Here is a 19144-nt window from a genome sequence, read left to right as displayed (position 1 = left end):
TGGCCCCCTTTCGCATGTCCATCGAAAATCTTCGCAACATCGCCATCGTCGCCCACGTCGACCATGGCAAGACCACCCTGGTCGACCAGCTGCTGAAGCAGTCCGGCACCCTGTCCGAGCGCACCGTCCTCGCCGAGCGCGTGATGGACAGCAACGACCAGGAAAAGGAACGCGGCATCACCATCCTGGCCAAGAACACGGCCATCACCTGGGAAGACAAGAAGACCGGTATCAAGAACCGGATCAACATCGTCGATACCCCGGGGCACGCCGACTTCGGCGGCGAGGTCGAGCGCGTGCTGTCGATGGTCGACACCGTGCTGATCCTGGTCGACGCGATGGACGGCCCGATGCCGCAGACCCGCTTCGTCACCCAGAAGGCGTTCGCGATGGGCTTCAAGCCGATCGTGGTGGTCAACAAGGTTGACCGCCCCGGCTCGCGTCCGGAGTGGGTGATCGACCAGGTCTTCGACCTGTTCGACAAGCTGGGTGCCACCAACGAGCAGCTGGACTTCCCGATCGTCTACGCCTCGGCCCTGAACGGCTATGCCGGCCTGGAAGACACCGTGCGCGACGGCGACATGACCCCGCTGTACGAAGCGATCATGCAGCACGCGCCGAAGCCGGAAGTCGACCCGGAAGGCGCCTTCCAGATGCGCATCAGCCAGCTGGACTACAACAACTTCGTGGGCGTCATCGGCATCGGCCGCATCCAGCGCGGCACCCTGAAGAAGAACATGCAGGTCGCGGTCATCGACCGTGAAGGCAAGAAGCGCAACGGCAAGGTCGCGCAGGTGCTGGGCTTCCTGGGCCTGGAGCGCATCGAGCAGGACACCGCCGAAGCCGGTGACATCGTCGCCATCTCCGGTATTCCGGAGCTGACCATCTCCGACACCCTGTGCCACCCGGACACCCCGGAAGCGCTGCCGGCCCTGACCGTCGACGAGCCGACCATCTCGATGACCTTCCAGGTGAACAACTCGCCGTTCGCCGGCAACAAGGACCTGTCCGGTGGCAAGTTCCTGACCAGCCGCCAGATCAAGGACCGCCTGGACCGTGAAAAGGTCCACAACGTGGCCCTGAAGGTCGAACAGCTGGAAGACGCCGACAAGTTCCTGGTCTCCGGCCGTGGCGAACTGCACCTGTCGGTGCTGATCGAGAACATGCGTCGCGAAGGCTACGAGCTGGCCGTGTCGCGCCCGGAAGTGATCATCAAGGAAATCGACGGCCAGATGATGGAGCCGATCGAGCAGCTGGTGGTGGACATCGAAGAAGTGCACCAGGGCGGCGTGATGGAAAAGCTGGGTACCCGCAAGGGCCAGCTGAAGAACATGGAGCCGGACGGCAAGGGCCGCGTGCGCCTGGAATACTCGATCCCGGCCCGTGGCCTGATCGGTTTCCAGAACGAGTTCAAGACGCTCACCCAGGGTTCGGGCCTGCTGTTCCACGTGTTCGACCACTACGGTCCGAAGGAACAGGGCGCCATCGCCAAGCGCATCAACGGCGTGATGATCGCCAATGCGCCGGGCGTCACCCCCGCCTACTCGCTGGGCCCGCTGCAGGAACGCGGCAAGCTCTTCGCTGCTGAAGGCGACAACGTGTATGAAGGTCAGCTGGTCGGTATCCACTCCAAGGACAACGACCTGACCGTCAACGCGATCAAGACCAAGCCGCTGACCAACATGCGCGCTTCGGGCAAGGACGATGCGATCCAGCTGACCCCGGCGATCAAGTACTCGCTGGAACAGGCCCTGGACTTCATCGAAGACGACGAGCTGGTCGAGATCACCCCGAAGGAGATCCGTCTGCGCAAGAAGTTCCTGACCGAAAGCGACCGCAAGAAGGCCTCGCGCGGCGGCTGAGCCAGCAGACCGTGAGCCAGAACGGCTACAACCCGGATCCGCATCGGCATCCGGGTCTCCATGTCATCGCCCTGCTCGAAGCGAGCAAGGCGATGCTGGCGTTGTTGGCGGCGACCGGGCTGGAAATGCTCGGTCCGCAGCCGCTTCGCGACGGGGTCAATGCCCTGATCCGGCGTTTCAGCCTGGACCCGGATCACGGCACCCTGCCCTCGCTGCTGAACATGATCAGTCCCGACGCGGTGCACCTGGCCGCGGCGGCGATGATCGGCTACGGCCTGCTGCACCTGGTCGAAGCCTGGGGCCTGTGGAAGGCCAGGGCCTGGGCCTCGTGGCTGGGCTGCCTGACCGCCTCGATCTACCTGCCCTTCGATATCTACGCCATCATCCGCCACCCGGGCTGGGCCTCGGGCAGCGTACTGGCCATCAACCTGGTGGTCGTCTACGTGCTGGCGCGCGACCTGCGCAAGCGCAAGCGCTGAGCAGCGGCTAGACTGGCCGCCGGAGCCTCGCACGCCCAGCCATGCGCCTGTCCCTGCCGACCCTGCCCACCTGCCTGATCCTCGCCCTGGCGGCACTGTCCAGTGCTGGCTGCAGCTCGCCCGCGCCCAGCGCCCATGCCGCCGAACCTGCGGCCAGCAGCGCCCCCTTCCCCTACGCCGAAACCGACGTGACCGACCTGCAGGCGCGCATGGTGTCCGGCGAGCTGGACAGCGTCACCCTCACCGGGGCCTACCTGCAGCGCATCGCCGCGCTGGACCGCGCCGGGCCGCGCCTGCGCGCGATCATCGAGCTCAACCCCGATGCCTTGAAGGAAGCCGGCGAGCGTGACCGCGAACGCCGCAGCGGCCGCCTGCGCGGCCCCCTGCACGGCATCCCGGTGCTGCTGAAGGACAACATCAACGCCGCGCCCATGGCCACCAGCGCCGGCTCACTGGCCCTGCAGGGCTTCCGCCCGGGCGATGCCTACCTGGTGCGGCGCCTGCGCGAAGCCGGCGCCGTGGTGCTGGGCAAGACCAACCTGAGCGAGTGGGCGAACTTCCGCGATGCCAACTCGGTATCCGGCTGGAGCGCACGCGGTGGCCAGACCCGCAACCCCTACCGGCTCAGCCATTCTCCCTGCGGCTCCAGCAGCGGCAGTGCGGTGGCGGTGGCCGCCAACCTGGGCAGCGTTGCCATCGGCACCGAAACCGACGGCAGCATCGTCTGCCCGGCCGCGATCAACGGCGTGGTCGGGCTGAAGCCCACCGTCGGCCTGGTCAGCCGCGAGGGCATCCTCCCGATCAGCTTCAGCCAGGACACGGCCGGGCCGATGACCCGCAGCGTGGCCGATGCGGCCGCGGTGCTGACCGCCATTGCCGGTCGCGATGCGGCCGATCCAGCCACCGCCACCATGCCCGGCCGTGCGGTCTACGACTACACCGCCCGGCTGGACCCGGACGGCCTGCGCGGCAAGCGCATCGGGCTGCTGCAGACGCCGCTGTCGCAGTACCCCGGCATGGCCCCGCTGATGCAGCACGCGGCGGCCGAACTGCGCCGCGCCGGCGCCGTGGTGGTGCCGGTGCAACTGCCCAACGCCGGCGCCTGGGCCGACGCCGAGCGCCTGGTGCTGCTGTACGAGTTCAAGGCGGGGCTGGAGCGCTACTTCGCCACCTACCACGCCCCGCTGCGCAGCCTGTCCGAACTGATCGCCTTCAACCAGGCCAACCGCGGGCAGGAACTGGGCCGTTTCGGCCAATCGCTGCTGGAGGAAGCCAACGCGACTCCGGGCCTGTCCGACCCCGCCTACATCCGCGCACGCAGCGATGCCCGGCGCCTGGCGGGCCCGGAAGGCATTGATGCGGCACTGGCGGCACAACGGTTGGACGCCTTGGTCGCGCCCACCACCGGCACCGCCTCGCCGCTGCGCAGCCGTGGCGACGACTTCCCCGGCGAGAGCTACAGTGTGGCCGCCGTGGCCGGCTACCCCAGCCTGACCGTGCCGATGGGGCAGATCGATGGCCTGCCGGCGGGCCTGCTGTTCATCGGCACCGCATGGAGCGAACCGAAGCTGATCGAAATGGGCTATGCCTACGAACAGCGCACCCGCGCGCGCAGGCCGCCGCATTTCGATACCGATGCCCTGATCGACACCGGCGATCCCTGATCACCTGACGCCGCTGCGCTCACCGGGCATGGCCTGGCGCTACCGGTCCGGCAGCGATTCCACCGGCACGATGGCCGCCTCGCCATCCTCGGCACCGGGCGAACGCACATCGGCGGTACGCGCACGCGGCCCACGTGGCATGTCCATCTCATCATCCTGGTGCAGCCGCGCCCGCACCTGCGGCAGCGCCTGCGGATGTTCACGGGCCAGGAAATCCAGCATGCGCTCACGCACCAGGCAGCGCAGATCGAACGCATCGCCAGAATTGCGCGCACTGACCAGCAGACGCACCTGGATCGCCCGTTCGCTGGTTTCGGTCACCTGGGTCACGCAGACACGGCCATCCCACAGCGCCTCGCCGCGACAGATGCGCTCCAGCTCGGTACGGATCGCCGCGATCGGCGCGCGATAGTCCAGCCACAGGAACGCCGTGCCGAGCAGATCGGCGCTGCGTCGCGTCCAGTTCTGGAACGGGTGCTCGATGAACCAGGTCAACGGCACCACCATGCGCCGCTCGTCCCAGATACGCACCACCACGTAGCTGCTGCCGATCTCTTCGATGCGGCCCCACTCACCTTCCACGATGACCACGTCATCCAGCCGGATCGGCTGGGTGACCGCAATCTGCAGGCCGGCAATCAGGTTGCCGAACACCGGTTTGGCCGCGATACCGGCAACCAGACCGATCAGCCCCGCCGATGCCAGCAGCGCAGTACCGATCTTCTGCACCATCGGGAAAGTGAGCAGGACCAGCGACGCACCGAGCACGATGATGCCGCCCATCAGCACGCGGCTGAGCACGCGCGTCTGGGTCTGGATGCGGCGCGCTTCCAGGTTGTCGGACACATCAATGGGATGGCTGCGCAGGATCGCGCGTTCGCCGGCCGCCACGCCCCGTACCAGCAACCAGATGAAGCAGGCAGTCAGGCCGATATGCACGCCACGCAGGACCTGGTCCAGCATGCGCTCGGGCAGCGGCGTGGCCTGCAACGCGGGCACCAGGAGCAACAGCGGCAAGGCCATCGCCAACGGCGGCCCGATCACCCGACCGATGCGCGCGCGCCGCCGGTCGCGCCCGCGCAGGCGGCGATACAGGGCCAGCACGCCCCACGCGGCCAGGCCGCCGAGCAGCAGCGCCGCACCGATCGGCCACAGATAGTCCTGCACATGTTGCCAGCCCACCGCAGACCCTCGCTCATTGCATGAACCCACAGGGTCGCGCAGGCGGCATGAGCATCACGTCAGAGGGTGGGGTTTGATGCAGGGCCTGCGGCCCTGCACCTGCCTGGAGCAACGGCAGCGGCAACGGCAAAAGCTGGGTATCCGTGGGATGGCGGGGTGGGTCCGGTTGCGGGGGACGCCGTAAACCCTTCCATGGGGGCTTAGCCGCGCCATCCATGGCGCGGATACCCCCGCAACCGGACCCACCCCGCCTTCGACAGATTCCCGCGGTCTGGTAGATCCACGCAATGCGTGGATGAATCTCAATCGGAATCGAAATAATCCGAGGTCAGAGCCCGTTGCTGCGCAACGGGATCCGACCCCGTGCCGGTCCGACAGATCGCGTGAACCTGTCAGAGGCGGGGCGGTGTCGCAGTGCGGGGTGTCCGCCGCATGGATGCGGCGGCCAAGCCTACACGGACGTACTTGCGGCGTCCCCGCACTGCGACACCGCCCCGCCCACTCGCGGAAAGCCCGCTTTTGATGTTGCCCCGAAGCAGGTGCAGGGGCTGCAAGCCCTGCCGAAAAAACCCTTACCGCGCCTGTTCCTGCTTGCGCACGATCGCCATCGCGATCTCCAGCGATTGTTCGTAGTTCAGGCGCGGGTCCACCGTCGAGCGGTAGGCGCGCTCCAGATCACGCTCGGTCAGTTCACGCGCACCGCCGGTGCATTCGGTCACATCCTCACCGGTCAGCTCCAGGTGCACGCCGCCCAGCCGCGTGCCGGCCGCTGCATGCAGATCGAAGGACAGCTCCACTTCGCTGCGCACATTGTCGAAACGACGCGTCTTGAAGCCATTGGCCGTGCTTTCGGTATTGCCATGCATGGCATCGCACACCCACAGCACGCGGCGGCCATCGCGCTTCACCGCATCCAGCAGCGGCGGCAGCTTTTCCGCAATCTGCGCCGCGCCCATGCGGTGGATGAAGCTCAGGCGGCCCGGTTCGTCCTCGGGGTTCAGCACATCGATCAGGCGCAGCAACTGGTCCGGCTGCACCGACGGGCCCACCTTGATCGCGATCGGATTGCGCACCCCGCGCAGGTATTCCACGTGCGCGCCGTCCAGCGCCGCCGTACGCATGCCGATCCACGGGTAGTGCGTGCTCAGGTTCAACCAGCCCTGCTGGCGCGGCACCTGCCGGGTCAGCGCCTGCTCGTAGGGCAGCAGCAGCGCTTCGTGCGAGGTGTAGAAATCAATGCGGTTGAGGTTGTGTACGCGGGCCCCAGCCAGGGTTTCCATGAAGTGCACGGCGTCGCCGATCGAGGCCACCATCTTCTGGTACTCGGCAGCCAACGGCGAATGCCGCACCCAGTCCAGGTTCCAGTACTCGGGGTGGTGCAGATCGGCGAAGCCGCCATCGATCAGCGCACGCACGAAGTTCATCGTCATCGCCGAATGCGCGTGGGCCTGCAGCATCCGCTTCGGGTCCGGCAGCCGCGCCGCTTCAGTGAACGCCGGCGCGTTGATCACATCGCCGCGGTAGCTGGGAAGGGTTACGCCGTCGCGGGTCTCGGTGTCGGCCGAACGCGGCTTGGCGTACTGGCCGGCAAAGCGCCCCACGCGGATCACCGGCTGGCGCAGGCCATGCACCAGCACCAGGCTCATCTGCAGCAGCACCTTCAGCCGGTTGGAAATCGTGCCCGATTCGCAGTCGCTGAAGTTCTCGGCGCAATCGCCCCCCTGCAGCAGGAAACGCTTGCCCTCCTGCGCGTCGGCCAGCTGCTGCTTCAACGCCAGGATCTCCCAGGAGGTCACCAGCGGCGGCAAGCGCTTGAGTTCGTGCAGGGCGGCATCCAGCGCCACCGGGTCCGGGTAGGTCGGCATCTGCAGCGCGGTCTTGCCGCGCCAGCTTTCCGGCGACCAGGCAGCGCCCACGGCGGCGGTGGCAGGGTCAGCGGCAGGCGGAACGGCGGACAGGCTCATTGCGGACATCCGAAGGAACAGGAGGGGGACGTTCATGGTCGCAGAGGGCGCGGCTGACGCAAAGCGCCAGACCCGGGCCGACCAGCTGAACGGCGCAGAAAGCGCATGCCGATCCGCCACAACCGGCATGCCCGCAGCGCCCCGGGCAGGCGCATGATCCGCACTCAGTTGTTAGGAAGTAACACTTCCCGTCATGGACCGGCCTCCCCCTCCCTTCGACCTCATCCCGACCATGAAGCCCTCCCCGCTCGCAACGGCCGTCACCCTCGTCCTGGCCCTGGCCAGCCTGCCCACCGTCGCCCTGGCCGCCGACAGCGCGTCCCCGGCCGTGAAAGACCTCGACGTGGTCACCGTCAGCGCCCAGCTCGACCAGGCGCGCAACGCGCTGTCGCCGGACATCGGCAGCAGCCAGTACCAGATCACCGCCGAGGACATCCAGAAACAGCCGCTGGGCGCCGCAGCGCCGCTCAGCCAGGTACTGCTGCAGGCACCGGGCGTGGTCCAGGATTCCTACGGCGGCGTACACGTGCGCGGCGACCACGCCAACCTGCAGTACCGGATCAACGGCGTGCTGCTGCCCGAATCCATCTCCGGCTTCGGCCAGACCCTGGATGCGCGCACGATCAAGAGCATCCGCCTGATGGACGGCGCCTTGCCGGCCCAGTTCGGCGAGCGCACCGCCGCGGTGGTCGACATCACCACCCGCAGTGGCGCTGAGCTGGGCAATGGCGGCAGCGCCGGCATCACCACTGGCTCGTACGGCAAGGTGAACCCCAACGCCTCGTGGTGGGGCAGCCAGGGGCGCTGGAGCTGGTTCCTGACCGGCAACTACGACCAGAACGAGGTCGGCCTGGAAAGCCCGACCAACGCCCGCCGGCCGCAGCATGACGACACTCACCAGGGCAAGGCCTTCGCCGACCTGACCTACCTGGTCAACGACAACACGCGCCTGAGCCTGTTCGCCGGCTTCGCCAACAACCGCTTCCAGATTCCGGTGAACCCCGGCCAGGAACCGCAGTTCGGCTATCTGGACACCACCACGTTCGACTCCAGCCGGCTGGACGAAACCCAGCGCGAAACCACCCGCTTCGGCATGCTGGTGCTGCAGGGCAACCTGGGCGACACCGCCTACCAGCTCTCGGCCGGCCAGCGCTACAGCGATGTGGGCTTCAATCCCGACGTCGCCGGCGACCTGGTGTTCAGCGGCGTCGCCTCGCAGGTACAGCGCAGCAACCGCGCCAGCACCGTGCAGGCCGATTTCTCCACCCCGTTGGGGATGAACCACACCCTGCGCTATGGCCTGTACGGCAATCACGAGGATGCGCGCGCCAGCAACGCCAGCTGGGTGTTCCCGGTGGATGCGCAGGGCCAGCAGGCCAGCACCACGCCGCTGCAGATTGCCGATGCCAACGCATTCACCGCCCGCACCGCTGCCCTGTACGTGCAGGACGAATGGCGCATCGGTAACGACTGGACCGTGAACTACGGTCTGCGCGGCGACCGCTACACCGCCTTCGGCCATACCGAAGGCCAGTTGAGCCCGCGCCTGGGCGTGGTCTGGAATGCCAGCGACAGCATCACCGTCCACGCTGGTTATTCGCGCTACTTCACCCCGCCGGCCAGCGAACTGATCGGCAGCACCGACATCGCCCTGTACGACGGCACCACCAACGCACAGCCCGGCGGCGGCACCACCACGCCGCTGGCCGAGCGCAGCGATTACTACGACATCGGCGTTTCGCAGCAGGTCAGTGATCACCTCACCCTGGGCCTGGATGTCTACGACCGCCGCGTGGACCGTCTGCAGGATGAAGGCCAGTTCGGCGCCGCCTACATCTATTCCACCTTCAACTACCGCCGTGGCCATATCCGTGGCCTGGAATTCAGCGCCGACTACAGCAACGGGCCCTTCAGCGCCTACTTCAACGCGGCACTGAGCAAGGCGATCGGCACCGACGTCATCACCGGCCAGTACAACCTGGATCCGGGCGCGCTGGCCTATGCGGCCCAGCACTGGATCCACCTGGACCACGACCAGCGTCTGACCTCGTCCGGCGGCCTGAGCTACGCCTTTGCCGGGCACAACCGGGTGGGTGCGAACTATGTGTTCGGCAGTGGCCTGCGCTCCGACACCGACACCGTACCCAATGGCGGCGAGCTGCCGTCCTACCTGCAGGTGAACCTGAGCGCCGGGCATGACTTCAACGCCGACAGCGGCCATCCGCTGCACGTGCAGCTGGCGGTGATCAATGCACTGGATCGCAGCTACCAGCTGCGTGATGGCGGTGGCGTGGGCGTGTTTGCCCCGCAGTGGGGCCCGCGCCGCGGCGCCTACCTCAGCCTGCAGCAGGACTTCTGAGCAGACAGGGGTCGGATCCCTTTGCGCAGCAAAGGGCTCCGACCCCGCTTGTTTCTCAACGCACCACCTTGCGCAGCGACACCGCCAGTGCCCACAGCGCCAGCAGTGCGAACCACACGCCCGACCACATCGGCATGGTCAGGCCCAGGAACGTCCAGTCGATGTTGCCGCAGTTGCCGGTGCCGGTCAGCACGGTGCGGAAGACTTCCAACGGCCCCATCGTCTCGCTCAGGAAGCTCAGCGGCGGGCCACAGGTCGCGCCCATCTCCGGCGGCAGCAGCTGCACGTAAACATGGCGTGCGGCAATGCCGAACCCGACTGCGGCGGCGATGAAGGCGAGAATCCCGTAGGTCGCCCGGCCCGGTCGGTTCGACGGCCCATGCAGCGCCCCGATCAGGAACAGCAGCCCAAGGGCAGCAAAGGCCAGGCGCTGGAAGATGCACAGCGGACAGGGCTCCAGCCCCATCTTCAGCTGCAGGAAGATGGCATAGCCCAGCAGGCCTGCGCAGATCAGGAAGCCCAGCAGGAACTGGGCGCGGAAGGGCCAACGCAGAGGATTCATCAGCAACGCTCGAATGGATCAGGCGCCAAGCGTAACCGAGACACTGCGCCGTTCGAACCGCTGCAGGCCACGCCTGTCGGAACGGTGTGGGTCGGATCCGCCCCCCGGAAACGCAAAAGCCCGGCAGTCGCCGGGCTTTCGCTGTGTCGCGTTGGAGCGGTCCGATTACTCGGCCACTGCCTCGGCCACGGCCGGACGGTCAACCAGCTCGACGTAGGCCATCGGCGCGTTGTCGCCGGCGCGGAAGCCGCACTTCAGCAGACGCAGGTAGCCGCCCGGACGGTTCGCGTAGCGCGGGCCCAGGATGGTGAACAGGTTGCCCACGGCTTCGTTGTCACGCAGACGGGCAAAGGCCAGACGGCGGTTGGCGACGGAGTCGACCTTGGCCAGGGTGATCAGCGGCTCGGCAACGCGGCGCAGTTCCTTGGCCTTCGGCAGGGTGGTCTTGATCAGCTCGTGCTTGAACAGCGAGGCAGCCATGTTCTTGAACATCGCTTCGCGATGGGCGCTGGTGCGGCTGAACTTACGGCCAGACTTCTGGTGACGCATGGTGGAATTCCTTGGTTAATGATGAGACGTTGTGGATCGATGTCGCCTTCCTGGCGTTGTTGCACGGACTGCGGATGGTCCTGGTCATCCGTCCTGGACGACCTGCCCGCGAACCTTCGGTTCGTCGTGGCGTGTTTCGTAAACCGGTTGAAGGCTCCACCGCGAACGGTGGAGCCTTCAGGTACAACAGGGAGCTGTATCAGCCCAGCATGCCGTGGCTGGCGACACCGGCCGGCGGCCAGTTTTCCAGCTTCATGCCAAGCGACAGGCCACGCTGGGCCAGCACTTCCTTGATTTCAGTGAGCGACTTCTTGCCCAGGTTCGGGGTCTTCAGCAGCTCCACTTCGGTCTTCTGGATCAGATCGCCGATGTAGTAGATGCTTTCCGCCTTCAGGCAGTTGGCCGAACGCACGGTCAGTTCCAGGTCGTCGATCGGGCGCAGCAGCACCGGATCCACGCCGTTGTTGGCCGGCTTGGCCGCACCGCGGTCGCGATGGGTGAAGTCACCGAACACCGACAGCTGGTCGCTGAGGATGTCGGCGGCGGTGCGCACGGCTTCCTCGGCATCGATGGTGCCGTTGGTCTCGATGTCGATGACCAGCTTGTCCAGGTCGGTACGCTGTTCGACACGCGCCGCTTCCACGGCGTAGGCGACACGGCGGACCGGCGAGAACGAGGCATCCAGGACCAGACGGCCGATGGCACGGGTTTCTTCGTCCGGACGACGACGCGCAGCAGCCGGCTGGTAGCCGAAACCACGCTCGATCTTCAGACGCATGTTGATTGCCGTGTCCTTGGTCAGGTGGCAGATCACATGTTCGCCGTTCAGGATCTCCACATTGTGGTCGACCTTGATATCGGCAGCGGTGACAACGCCCGGGCCCTGCTTGGACAGGGACAGGGTGGCGCTGTCGCCGGAGTGCATACGGATGGCCACGTCCTTCAGGTTCAGCAGGACTTCGAGCACGTCCTCCTGCAGACCTTCGACCGTGGTGTACTCATGCAACACGCCGTCGATTTCGACTTCCGTGATGGCGAAGCCCGGGATGGACGACAGCAGCACGCGACGCAGGGCGTTGCCCAGCGTATGCCCGTAACCCCGCTCCAAAGGTTCGATAACGACCTTTGCACGGGTGTCGGTAAGGCGTTCGATCTGCGGACCGCGAGGACGCAGAACCTGGTTGGCGGTAACCGTCATGTTGCGGGTTCTCCTAGTGAACCCCCGGCCGTCGCCGGGGGCTCTCCAATGTGAATTACTTCGAATACAGCTCGACGATCAGCGCTTCGTTGATGTCCGCAGGCAGGTCCGAACGATCCGGAACAGCCTTGAAGATGCCGGTGAACTTACCGGAATCCACTTCGACCCACGACGGGCTCAGGTCATGCTGGGCGGCGACGGTCAGGGCTTCCTGGACGCGCAGCTGCTTGGCAGCCTTTTCCGACAGAGCGATGGCGTCGCCAGCCTTGACCTGGTACGAAGCCAGGTTGACCGACTTGCCATTCACGGTGACGCCGCGGTGCGACACCAGCTGACGGGCAGCCGGACGGGTCACGGCGAAGCCCATGCGGTAGACGACGTTGTCCAGGCGGGTTTCCAGCAGCTGCAGCAGGTTCTCGCCGGTGTTGCCCTTCTTGGTCGAGGCCTTCTTGTAGTAGTTGCGGAACTGACGCTCCAGCAGGCCGTAGATACGCTTGACCTTCTGCTTTTCACGCAGCTGGGTGGCGTAGTCGGACAGCTTGCCCTTGCGGGCAGTGGCGCCGTGCTGGCCGGGCTTCTGCTCCAGCTTGCACTTGGAGTCCAGCGCACGCGCCGGGCTCTTCAGGGACAGGTCGGCGCCTTCGCGACGGGCGAGCTTACAGGTAGGACCGATATAACGAGCCATTTCTTATCGCTCCCTTTAGACGCGACGCTTCTTCGGCGGACGGCACCCGTTGTGCGGGATAGGCGTCACGTCGATGATGTTGGTGATCTTGTAGCCGACGTTGTTCAACGAACGCACGGCCGACTCACGGCCCGGACCCGGGCCCTTGATGCGGACTTCCAGCGACTTCACGCCGTAGTCCAGCGCAGCACGACCGGCCTTTTCAGCAGCCACCTGGGCTGCGAACGGGGTCGACTTGCGCGAACCGCGGAAGCCAGCGCCACCGGAGGTCGCCCACGACAGAGCGTTGCCCTGGCGGTCGGTGATGGTCACGATGGTGTTGTTGAACGAAGCGTGGACGTGGGCGACGCCATCAGTGATGACGCGCTTGATCTTCTTCTTGGTCTTAGCAGCGGGCTTAGCCATATGTCAGTCCCTTACTTCCTGATCGCCTTGCGCGGACCCTTGCGGGTGCGGGCGTTGGTACGGGTGCGCTGGCCACGCAGCGGGAGGCCACGACGGTGACGCAGGCCACGGTAGCAGCCCAGGTCCATCAGGCGCTTGATCGCGATACCGATCTCACGGCGCAGATCGCCTTCCACGATGTACTTGCCGACTTCGGCGCGCAGGCGCTCGATTTCCGGCTCCGACAGATCGCGGATCTTGGTGGTCGAAGCAACGCCTGCGACTTCGCAGACCTTCTTCGAACGGGTACGGCCGATGCCGTAAATGCTTTGCAACCCGACCCAGACGTGCTTCTGGGCTGGCAGGTTGACGCCTGCAATACGCGCCATGACGCGGTTCTCCAGCTGAGTGATGGCCGACAGCGCACCGTAGGCGCGCCAATCCGGCAGGATGGATCAAAAAAGTGAACTAGCGATACTAACAAGGTTCCGGTTTACATGGAAGCCCGTGAAACCATTGGTTTCATGAACCCGGCCTGGGGAGTGTGCCCAGGCTCCGGCGCCGGATGGGGTTGGACCAGGAGTTTCCTCCGGGGCCGCCCGCGCTACTCCTGCGCGGGACCACCTCATCACACCCCCACCCGGAACCGCTGCGGGGGCCGCCCTTCGTTTGTGTGGCCGGAGTCCGCGAAGCGGAGGGACCATCACGTCAGGAAGACGAAAGTATAACAGGCTGATCAGCCGCGAGCAAAGCCGCCGCGGTTGCCACCCTTCAGGTTGGCCTTCTTCAGCAGGCTCTCGTACTGGTGCGACATCAGGTGCGCCTGCACCTGGGCGATGAAGTCCATCACCACCACCACCACGATCAGCAGCGAAGTACCACCGAAGTAGAACGAGGCGTTCAGCTGCGTGCGCATCAGTTCCGGCAGCAGGCAGACGATCACCAGGTAAGCCGAACCGGCCGCGGTCAGTCGGGTCAGCACGCCGTCGATGTAGTCAGCGGTGGCCTTGCCCGGACGGATGCCCGGAATCAGCGCACCCGACTTCTTCAGGTTGTCGGCGGTTTCCTGCGAGTTGAACACCAGCGCGGTATAGAAGAACGCAAAGCCGGTGATCAGCGCAGCGAACACGATCATGTGCAGCGGCTCGCCCGGGCCCAGGGCATTGGCGACCTTCTGCAGGATCTGGCCAAAGGTGCTCTGGTTGGCGGCCTGGCCCGCCCACATGGTCAGCGTGGCCGGGAAGGCCAGCAGGCTGGAAGCGAAGATGGCCGGGATCACGCCCGCCATGTTCAGCTTCAGCGGCAGGAACGAGGTCTGGTTCATGTACGCGTTGCGGCCGCCCTGGCGACGTGCGTAGTTCACCGTGATGCGGCGCTGGCCGCGTTCGACGAACACCACGAAGAAGGTGAAGGCCAGCACCACGATGGCGATCAGCAGCAGCTGGATGAACTGGATGTTGCCGTCGCGGTAGGCATCGAAGGTATGGATGACCGCGGCCGGCAGGCCGGCCACGATGCCGGCGAAGATGATCAGCGACACACCGTTGCCGATGCCGCGCTCGGTCACCTGCTCACCGACCCACATCAGGAACATGGTGCCGGCGGTCAGCGCGATCACAGCGGTGAGCACGAAGCCCATGCCCGGTGCGTAGACGACCGGAGCGCCCGACGGCGAGACCTGGCCCTGCAGGGCCAGGGCGATCGAACCGCCCTGCACCACTGCCAGCAGCACGGCGCCGATGCGCGAATACTGGGTGATCTTGCGGCGGCCGGACTCACCTTCCTTCTGCATCGCCTTCAGCGCGGGGAAGATGTGGACGGCCAGCTGCATCACGATGGATGCCGAAATGTACGGCATCACGTTCAGCGCGAAGATGCTGAAACGGTGCAGGGCGCCGCCCGAGAACATGTTGAACATGTCCACGATGCCGCCGCCCTGCTGTTGCATCATGGCAAGCATGGCATCGGGATTGACGCCCGGCACCGGCACGTAGCAGCCAATGCGATAGACGATCAAAGCCCCGACGACGAACAGCAAACGTTGGCGAAGTTCAGTGAACTTGCCCATTCCGCCCGCGAGGTTACCGATGCCAGCTTGCGCCATGATTTTCTTACTCCGTTACGCTGCCGCCGGCAGCTTCGATCGCGGCCTTGGCACCAGCCGTGGCAGCAATACCCTTCAGGGTGAACGCCTTGGTCACTTCGCCCTTGACGACGACCTTGGCCTTCTTGGCAGTGCTCGGGACCAGCTTGGCAGCACGCAGGGCGGCGAAGTCGATCTCACCGGCCGGCAGCTTGTCCAGCGCGTACAGCAGCACTTCAGCGGTGTCCTTGGCGATCGGCGAACGGAAGCCGATCTTCGGCAGACGACGCTGCATGGGGGTCTGGCCGCCTTCGAAGCCAGCCTTGATCTTGCCGCCACCCTTACGGGCGAACGAACCCTTGTGGCCGCGGCCGGCAGTCTTGCCCAGGCCCGAGCCGATACCGCGACCGACGCGGGTGCGCTCGGTGCGGGCGCCCGGTGCCGGGCTCAGTTCATTGAGACGCAGAGTCATGATCGATTACTCCTCAACCTTGACGAGGTAGTGAACGGTGTTGATCAGACCGCGAACCTGCGGGCTGTCCTTCAGTTCACGCACATCGTTGAGCTTGTTCAGACCCAGAGCACGCACCGACAGGCGGTGACGCGACTGAGCACCACGCAGGCCGCGCACCAGGCGCACCTTCACAGTCTTGTTGGACTCATTAGCCATGGTTGAGTTCCTCCACCTTCTTGCCGCGCTTGGCCGCGATGCGAGCCGGCGACTGCGCTGCAGTCAGGCCCTTCACGGTGGCACGCACCAGGTTGATCGGGTTGCGCGAACCGGTGGCCTTGGCCAGCACGTTCTTCACGCCCACCGCTTCCAGCACAGCGCGCATGGCACCGCCGGCGATGACGCCCGTACCTTCCGAAGCCGGCTGCATGAACACGCGTGCAGCGCCGTGGCCATCCTTGATGGTGTGCCACAGGGTGCCGTTGTTCAGGTCAACGCTGACCAGGTTCTTGCGAGCCTGTTCCATCGACTTCTGGATGGCAACCGGCACTTCGCGCGCCTTGCCATAACCGAAACCGACCTTGCCTTCGCCGTCGCCGACCACGGTCAGGGCGGTGAAGGTGAACTGGCGACCGCCCTTGACGGTCTTGCTGACGCGGTTGACCGCGACCAGCTTTTCGATCATGCCGTCGTCGACTTTCTCTTCGCGGTTGCGGTCGCGATCGCGACCCCGCTGCTGACGTTCTTCTGCCATCTTGATTCCTTGGTTGTTTGGGTATGTACGGCTCGGGGCCGCTTATGGTTGTGGAGTACCGCGTTGTTCCGGTGGGCCGCTGCAGAAGAGCGGCGCCGTCCAGCCTCGCTCAGGCTGGCGAGCAGGCGGGCAGGAGACGATTGTCCCCTGCCCTGACCTCTTAGAACTGCAGGCCGGCTTCGCGGGCGGCGTCAGCCAGGGCCTTGATGCGGCCGTGGTAACGGTAACCCGAACGATCGAAGGCAACCTTCTCGATGCCAGCGGCCTTGGCGCGCTCGGCAACGATGCGGCCAACCTTGGCAGCGGCGTCGGCGTTCTTGCCGTTCTTCAGGCCGTCCTTGATGTCGGCCTGGGTGGTGTTGGCAGCAGCCAGCACCTTGGAGCCGTCGGCGGTGAAGACCTGTGCGTACAGGTGCTGGCCGGTGCGCAGCACCGACAGACGGGCCACACCCAGCTCGCGGATGTGAGCACGGGTCGACTTGGCGCGACGCAGGCGGGCGATGTTCTTGTTCATGATGTGTTTTCCTTGAAAGCTGAAGGTCAGGCTTTTCCCTGGTGAGGGACTCGCGCTTAGGCCTTCTTGGCTTCCTTACGGATGATGACTTCGTCGGAGTACTTCACGCCCTTGCCCTTGTACGGTTCCGGCTTGCGGAACGCACGGATCTTGGCGGCGACTTCACCAACGACCTGCTTGTCGGCGCCCTGCACCAGGATCTCGGTCTGGGTCGGGGTGGTGATGGTGATGCCTTCCGGAGCAACGAACACCACCGGGTGCGAGAAACCGAGCGACAGGCTCAGGTCCTTGCCCTGCATGGCAGCACGGTAACCCACGCCGACCAGCTCCAGCTTGCGCTCGAAGCCTTCGGAAACACCCTTGACCATGTTGGACAGGATGGCGCGGACGGTACCGGTCAGCGGGATCAGATCCGCATTCTCGGTGCTCAGGGTGGCAACGCCGTTCTCGACGTTGATGGCAATGCCGGCCGGCTTCGGCAGCGACAGGGTGCCCTTCGGGCCCTTGACGGTGACGGATTCGGACTGGACGTTCAGTTCAACCTTACCCAGGTCGACGGGCTTCTTGGCTACGCGGGACATATTCTTACTCCTCTCGCCTTAGGCCACGAAGCACAGGACTTCGCCGCCGACGCCCAGCTGGCGCGCCTGCGCATCAGTCATGATGCCCTTGGAGGTGGAAATGATGGAGATACCCAGGCCGTTCATGACCTTCGGCAGTTCGCTCTTGCCGCGGTACTGGCGCAGGCCCGAACGCGAGAAGCGCTTCAGGGTCGCGATGACCGGCTTGCCTTCGAAATACTTCAGCACGATTTCCAGCTCGGACTTGTTGTTTTCCAGCTGGGTCACGCGCAGGTCGGTGATGTAACCCTCGTCCTTCAGGACCTGGGCGATCGCAACCTTGATCTTGGACGACGGGGCTTTCACCGTCTGCTTGCCAACCGCGGCCGCATTCTTGATGCGGACCAGCAGGTCGGCGATGGGATCAGTCATGCTCATATGAGTACCTTTGAGTGCACCGATATCCGCTTTCGCGAAAATCTGTTGTCTCCTGGAAACGGGCCAGGTCCCTTCTTGCGGCAGGCCAATGGCCTACCCCTACAACCCCGCTCGCGCAGGGCAAGACGCGGGAGTATACGCCAAAAGAGCCCGACTTGCGCCGGGCTCTTCGGGTTTTTTTGCTTGGGCAAGCCTGAATGCCTGCCCTGACCTGTTCAGGAACCCCCGGAGGGGTTCCTGGTCGCAGGACCGGCTGGGATTACCAGCTGGCCTTGCGCAGGCCCGGCACGTCGCCGCGCATGGTGGCTTCACGCAGCTTGTTGCGGCCCAGGCCGAACTTGCTGTAGACGCCACGCGGACGGCCCGACAGCTCGCAACGGTTGCGCTGGCGGCTCGGCGACGAATCGCGCGGCAGCTTGGCCAGCTTGGTTGCGGCTTCGATCTTCTCTTCGTAGCTCGACTCCAGCGAGGAGACGATCTTCTTCAGAGCGGCACGCTTGTCGGCGTACTTCTTGGCCAGCTTTTCCCGCTTGATGTCGCGGTTGACCATGGAGGTCTTTGCCATTTCGGTATCCTCGACGAATCAGTTACGGAACGGGAACTTGAACGCTGCCAGCAGCGCCTTCGCTTCCGCGTCGGTCTTCGCAGTGGTGGTGATGGCGATATCCATGCCGCGGATCGCGTCGACAGCGTCGAAGTCGATTTCCGGGAAGATGATCTGTTCCTTCACACCCATGTTGAAGTTGCCGCGACCGTCGAAGGAACGACCGGAAACACCTCGGAAGTCGCGCACGCGCGGCAGCGAGATGTTGATCAGGCGATCCAGGAACTCGTACATCTTGTGGCGACGCAGCGTGGTCTTGCAGCCAATCGGCCAACCATCACGGATCTTGAACGACGCAACCGAGATACGCGACTTGGTGACAACCGGCTTCTGGCCGGAAATCTTGGTCATGTCGCCGACGGCGTTTTCCAGGATCTTCTTGTTGGTGGCCGCTTCGCCGACACCCATGTTCAGGGTGACCTTGACCAGCTTCGGCACTTCCATCGGATTGGTGTAGCCGAACTGCTTCATCAGCGCCGGCACCACTTCTTCCTTGTAAAACTTTTCGAGACGGGAAGTCATCTTCACATTCCTCAGGCGTCGAGCGCCTCACCGCTGGAGCGGAACACACGCAGTTTGCGTCCATCCTCCAGCACCTTGAAGCCAACGCGTTCGCCCTTGCCCGAAGCCGGGTTCAGCACATTCACGTTGGAGATATGGATCGACGCTTCACGCTCGACCACGCCGCCGGCAACGCCTGCCTGCGGATTCGGCTTGGTGTGGCGCTTGACGATGTTCACGTTGGCAACGACCACGCGGTCGCCGTCGACGCGAAGCACTTCGCCACGCTCGCCCTTGTCCTTGCCGGCATTGACGACAACCTGGTCGCCCTTCTTGATACGGTTAGCCATG

The 19144-nt window shown here is 65.1% G+C and carries 22 protein-coding genes; 4 read left to right on the top strand and 18 right to left on the bottom strand.

The features are described 5' to 3' along the window. Nucleotides 1-14: 14 nt before the first annotated feature. From typA to C1922_RS04470, 3 genes are read left to right on the top strand one after another with little or no spacing between them, the layout of a single operon-like run. The gene (typA, locus tag C1922_RS04480) at nucleotides 15-1862 is read left to right on the top strand and encodes a translational GTPase TypA (protein WP_108748670.1); all 1848 of its coding nucleotides are present in this window, start codon (nucleotides 15-17) and stop codon (nucleotides 1860-1862) included. Between the two features lie 11 nt (nucleotides 1863-1873). After that, nucleotides 1874-2341, top strand: coding sequence for a DUF2127 domain-containing protein (locus tag C1922_RS04475; protein ID WP_108748669.1), 468 nt, complete (start codon nucleotides 1874-1876; stop codon nucleotides 2339-2341). Nucleotides 2342-2382: 41 nt separating this feature from the next. After that, entirely contained in the window at nucleotides 2383-4005 is a 1623-nt protein-coding gene (locus C1922_RS04470) for an amidase (protein ID WP_108748668.1), read from the top strand. 39 nt (nucleotides 4006-4044) lie between these two features. On the opposite strand, the gene C1922_RS04465 is transcribed toward C1922_RS04470, so the two are convergent. Beyond that, nucleotides 4045-5187, bottom strand: a complete 1143-nt coding sequence (locus tag C1922_RS04465; protein ID WP_108748667.1) for a mechanosensitive ion channel family protein — start codon at nucleotides 5185-5187, stop codon at nucleotides 4045-4047. A 572-nt stretch (nucleotides 5188-5759) separates the two neighbouring features. After that, on the bottom strand, nucleotides 5760-7151 hold the full coding sequence (locus C1922_RS04455) for a 3-deoxy-7-phosphoheptulonate synthase class II (RefSeq protein WP_108748666.1): 1392 nt from the start codon (nucleotides 7149-7151) through the stop codon (nucleotides 5760-5762). Between the two features lie 232 nt (nucleotides 7152-7383). Between C1922_RS04455 and C1922_RS04450 the strand changes: the two genes are divergently transcribed. Further along, nucleotides 7384-9510 carry a TonB-dependent receptor gene (locus C1922_RS04450; RefSeq protein WP_108748665.1) on the top strand — a complete coding sequence of 709 codons (2127 nt, stop codon included), beginning with the start codon at nucleotides 7384-7386 and terminating at the stop codon, nucleotides 9508-9510. 55 nt (nucleotides 9511-9565) lie between these two features. On the opposite strand, the gene C1922_RS04445 is transcribed toward C1922_RS04450, so the two are convergent. The 16 genes from C1922_RS04445 to rplX all read right to left on the bottom strand — a co-directional run bounded on the left by C1922_RS04445 (nucleotide 9566) and on the right by rplX (nucleotide 19143). Then, entirely contained in the window at nucleotides 9566-10072 is a 507-nt protein-coding gene (locus tag C1922_RS04445; protein ID WP_108751481.1) for a disulfide bond formation protein B, read from the bottom strand. Between the two features lie 165 nt (nucleotides 10073-10237). Then, nucleotides 10238-10621, bottom strand: a complete 384-nt coding sequence (gene rplQ / locus C1922_RS04440) for a 50S ribosomal protein L17 (RefSeq protein ID WP_108748664.1) — start codon at nucleotides 10619-10621, stop codon at nucleotides 10238-10240. A gap of 199 nt (nucleotides 10622-10820) precedes the next feature. Then, nucleotides 10821-11819 (bottom strand): DNA-directed RNA polymerase subunit alpha, encoded by a 999-nt coding sequence (gene rpoA / locus C1922_RS04435; protein WP_010483975.1) that lies wholly within the window; start codon nucleotides 11817-11819, stop codon nucleotides 10821-10823. Between the two features lie 55 nt (nucleotides 11820-11874). Then, the gene (gene rpsD / locus C1922_RS04430; RefSeq protein WP_004145446.1) at nucleotides 11875-12504 is read right to left on the bottom strand and encodes a 30S ribosomal protein S4; all 630 of its coding nucleotides are present in this window, start codon (nucleotides 12502-12504) and stop codon (nucleotides 11875-11877) included. A 15-nt stretch (nucleotides 12505-12519) separates the two neighbouring features. Further along, on the bottom strand, nucleotides 12520-12909 hold the full coding sequence (gene rpsK, locus C1922_RS04425) for a 30S ribosomal protein S11 (protein ID WP_042614211.1): 390 nt from the start codon (nucleotides 12907-12909) through the stop codon (nucleotides 12520-12522). An 11-nt stretch (nucleotides 12910-12920) separates the two neighbouring features. Beyond that, a complete protein-coding gene (gene rpsM, locus C1922_RS04420; protein ID WP_004145437.1) occupies nucleotides 12921-13277 on the bottom strand; it encodes a 30S ribosomal protein S13 in 357 nt (118 codons plus the stop codon). A 347-nt stretch (nucleotides 13278-13624) separates the two neighbouring features. Further along, on the bottom strand, nucleotides 13625-14992 hold the full coding sequence (secY, locus tag C1922_RS04415; RefSeq protein ID WP_108748663.1) for a preprotein translocase subunit SecY: 1368 nt from the start codon (nucleotides 14990-14992) through the stop codon (nucleotides 13625-13627). 7 nt (nucleotides 14993-14999) lie between these two features. Further along, nucleotides 15000-15443: a 50S ribosomal protein L15 gene (gene rplO / locus C1922_RS04410; RefSeq protein WP_004154498.1), complete on the bottom strand. Its 444-nt coding sequence runs from the start codon at nucleotides 15441-15443 to the stop codon at nucleotides 15000-15002. A 6-nt stretch (nucleotides 15444-15449) separates the two neighbouring features. Then, nucleotides 15450-15641: a 50S ribosomal protein L30 gene (gene rpmD, locus C1922_RS04405; RefSeq protein WP_004145412.1), complete on the bottom strand. Its 192-nt coding sequence runs from the start codon at nucleotides 15639-15641 to the stop codon at nucleotides 15450-15452. Beyond that, a complete protein-coding gene (gene rpsE / locus C1922_RS04400; RefSeq protein ID WP_053448882.1) occupies nucleotides 15634-16176 on the bottom strand; it encodes a 30S ribosomal protein S5 in 543 nt (180 codons plus the stop codon). Before rpsE ends, rpmD begins: the two co-directional genes overlap by 8 nt. A 160-nt stretch (nucleotides 16177-16336) precedes the next feature. Next, nucleotides 16337-16690 carry a 50S ribosomal protein L18 gene (gene rplR / locus C1922_RS04395; RefSeq protein WP_108748662.1) on the bottom strand — a complete coding sequence of 118 codons (354 nt, stop codon included), beginning with the start codon at nucleotides 16688-16690 and terminating at the stop codon, nucleotides 16337-16339. Nucleotides 16691-16746: 56 nt separating this feature from the next. Beyond that, entirely contained in the window at nucleotides 16747-17271 is a 525-nt protein-coding gene (gene rplF, locus C1922_RS04390; RefSeq protein WP_108748661.1) for a 50S ribosomal protein L6, read from the bottom strand. An 18-nt stretch (nucleotides 17272-17289) separates the two neighbouring features. Beyond that, a complete protein-coding gene (rpsH, locus tag C1922_RS04385) occupies nucleotides 17290-17688 on the bottom strand; it encodes a 30S ribosomal protein S8 (protein ID WP_005408210.1) in 399 nt (132 codons plus the stop codon). Nucleotides 17689-17947: 259 nt separating this feature from the next. Then, a complete protein-coding gene (rpsN, locus tag C1922_RS04375; protein ID WP_108748659.1) occupies nucleotides 17948-18253 on the bottom strand; it encodes a 30S ribosomal protein S14 in 306 nt (101 codons plus the stop codon). A gap of 18 nt (nucleotides 18254-18271) precedes the next feature. Then, nucleotides 18272-18814, bottom strand: a complete 543-nt coding sequence (gene rplE / locus C1922_RS04370) for a 50S ribosomal protein L5 (RefSeq protein WP_004145361.1) — start codon at nucleotides 18812-18814, stop codon at nucleotides 18272-18274. 11 nt (nucleotides 18815-18825) lie between these two features. After that, nucleotides 18826-19143 carry a 50S ribosomal protein L24 gene (gene rplX, locus C1922_RS04365; RefSeq protein WP_108748658.1) on the bottom strand — a complete coding sequence of 106 codons (318 nt, stop codon included), beginning with the start codon at nucleotides 19141-19143 and terminating at the stop codon, nucleotides 18826-18828. Nucleotide 19144 lies beyond the last annotated feature (1 nt).

This window comes from Stenotrophomonas sp. ZAC14D2_NAIMI4_7 (assembly GCF_003086675.1).
Classification (GTDB): Bacteria; Pseudomonadota; Gammaproteobacteria; order Xanthomonadales; family Xanthomonadaceae; genus Stenotrophomonas.
The sequence above is the reverse complement of the archived record's forward strand: the minus strand, read 5'-3'. Positions and strand labels throughout refer to the sequence as shown.

Excerpts from the sequence above, each read along its gene's own strand:
- typA (WP_108748670.1), top strand. The coding sequence starts at position 15 with ATGTCCATCGAAAATCTTCGCAACATCGCCATCGTCGCCCACGTCGAC.
- C1922_RS04470 (WP_108748668.1), top strand. The coding sequence starts at position 2,383 with ATGCGCCTGTCCCTGCCGACCCTGCCCACCTGCCTGATCCTCGCCCTG.
- C1922_RS04455 (WP_108748666.1), bottom strand. The coding sequence starts at position 7,151 with ATGAGCCTGTCCGCCGTTCCGCCTGCCGCTGACCCTGCCACCGCCGCC.
- C1922_RS04450 (WP_108748665.1), top strand. The coding sequence starts at position 7,384 with ATGAAGCCCTCCCCGCTCGCAACGGCCGTCACCCTCGTCCTGGCCCTG.
- C1922_RS04445 (WP_108751481.1), bottom strand. The coding sequence starts at position 10,072 with ATGAATCCTCTGCGTTGGCCCTTCCGCGCCCAGTTCCTGCTGGGCTTC.
- rplQ (WP_108748664.1), bottom strand. The coding sequence starts at position 10,621 with ATGCGTCACCAGAAGTCTGGCCGTAAGTTCAGCCGCACCAGCGCCCAT.
- rpoA (WP_010483975.1), bottom strand. The coding sequence starts at position 11,819 with ATGACGGTTACCGCCAACCAGGTTCTGCGTCCTCGCGGTCCGCAGATC.
- rpsD (WP_004145446.1), bottom strand. The coding sequence starts at position 12,504 with ATGGCTCGTTATATCGGTCCTACCTGTAAGCTCGCCCGTCGCGAAGGC.
- rpsK (WP_042614211.1), bottom strand. The coding sequence starts at position 12,909 with ATGGCTAAGCCCGCTGCTAAGACCAAGAAGAAGATCAAGCGCGTCATC.
- rpsM (WP_004145437.1), bottom strand. The coding sequence starts at position 13,277 with ATGGCGCGTATTGCAGGCGTCAACCTGCCAGCCCAGAAGCACGTCTGG.
- secY (WP_108748663.1), bottom strand. The coding sequence starts at position 14,992 with ATGGCGCAAGCTGGCATCGGTAACCTCGCGGGCGGAATGGGCAAGTTC.
- rplO (WP_004154498.1), bottom strand. The coding sequence starts at position 15,443 with ATGACTCTGCGTCTCAATGAACTGAGCCCGGCACCGGGCGCCCGCACC.
- rpmD (WP_004145412.1), bottom strand. The coding sequence starts at position 15,641 with ATGGCTAATGAGTCCAACAAGACTGTGAAGGTGCGCCTGGTGCGCGGC.
- rpsE (WP_053448882.1), bottom strand. The coding sequence starts at position 16,176 with ATGGCAGAAGAACGTCAGCAGCGGGGTCGCGATCGCGACCGCAACCGC.
- rplR (WP_108748662.1), bottom strand. The coding sequence starts at position 16,690 with ATGAACAAGAACATCGCCCGCCTGCGTCGCGCCAAGTCGACCCGTGCT.
- rplF (WP_108748661.1), bottom strand. The coding sequence starts at position 17,271 with ATGTCCCGCGTAGCCAAGAAGCCCGTCGACCTGGGTAAGGTTGAACTG.
- rpsH (WP_005408210.1), bottom strand. The coding sequence starts at position 17,688 with ATGAGCATGACTGATCCCATCGCCGACCTGCTGGTCCGCATCAAGAAT.
- rpsN (WP_108748659.1), bottom strand. The coding sequence starts at position 18,253 with ATGGCAAAGACCTCCATGGTCAACCGCGACATCAAGCGGGAAAAGCTG.
- rplE (WP_004145361.1), bottom strand. The coding sequence starts at position 18,814 with ATGACTTCCCGTCTCGAAAAGTTTTACAAGGAAGAAGTGGTGCCGGCG.
- rplX (WP_108748658.1), bottom strand. The coding sequence starts at position 19,143 with ATGGCTAACCGTATCAAGAAGGGCGACCAGGTTGTCGTCAATGCCGGC.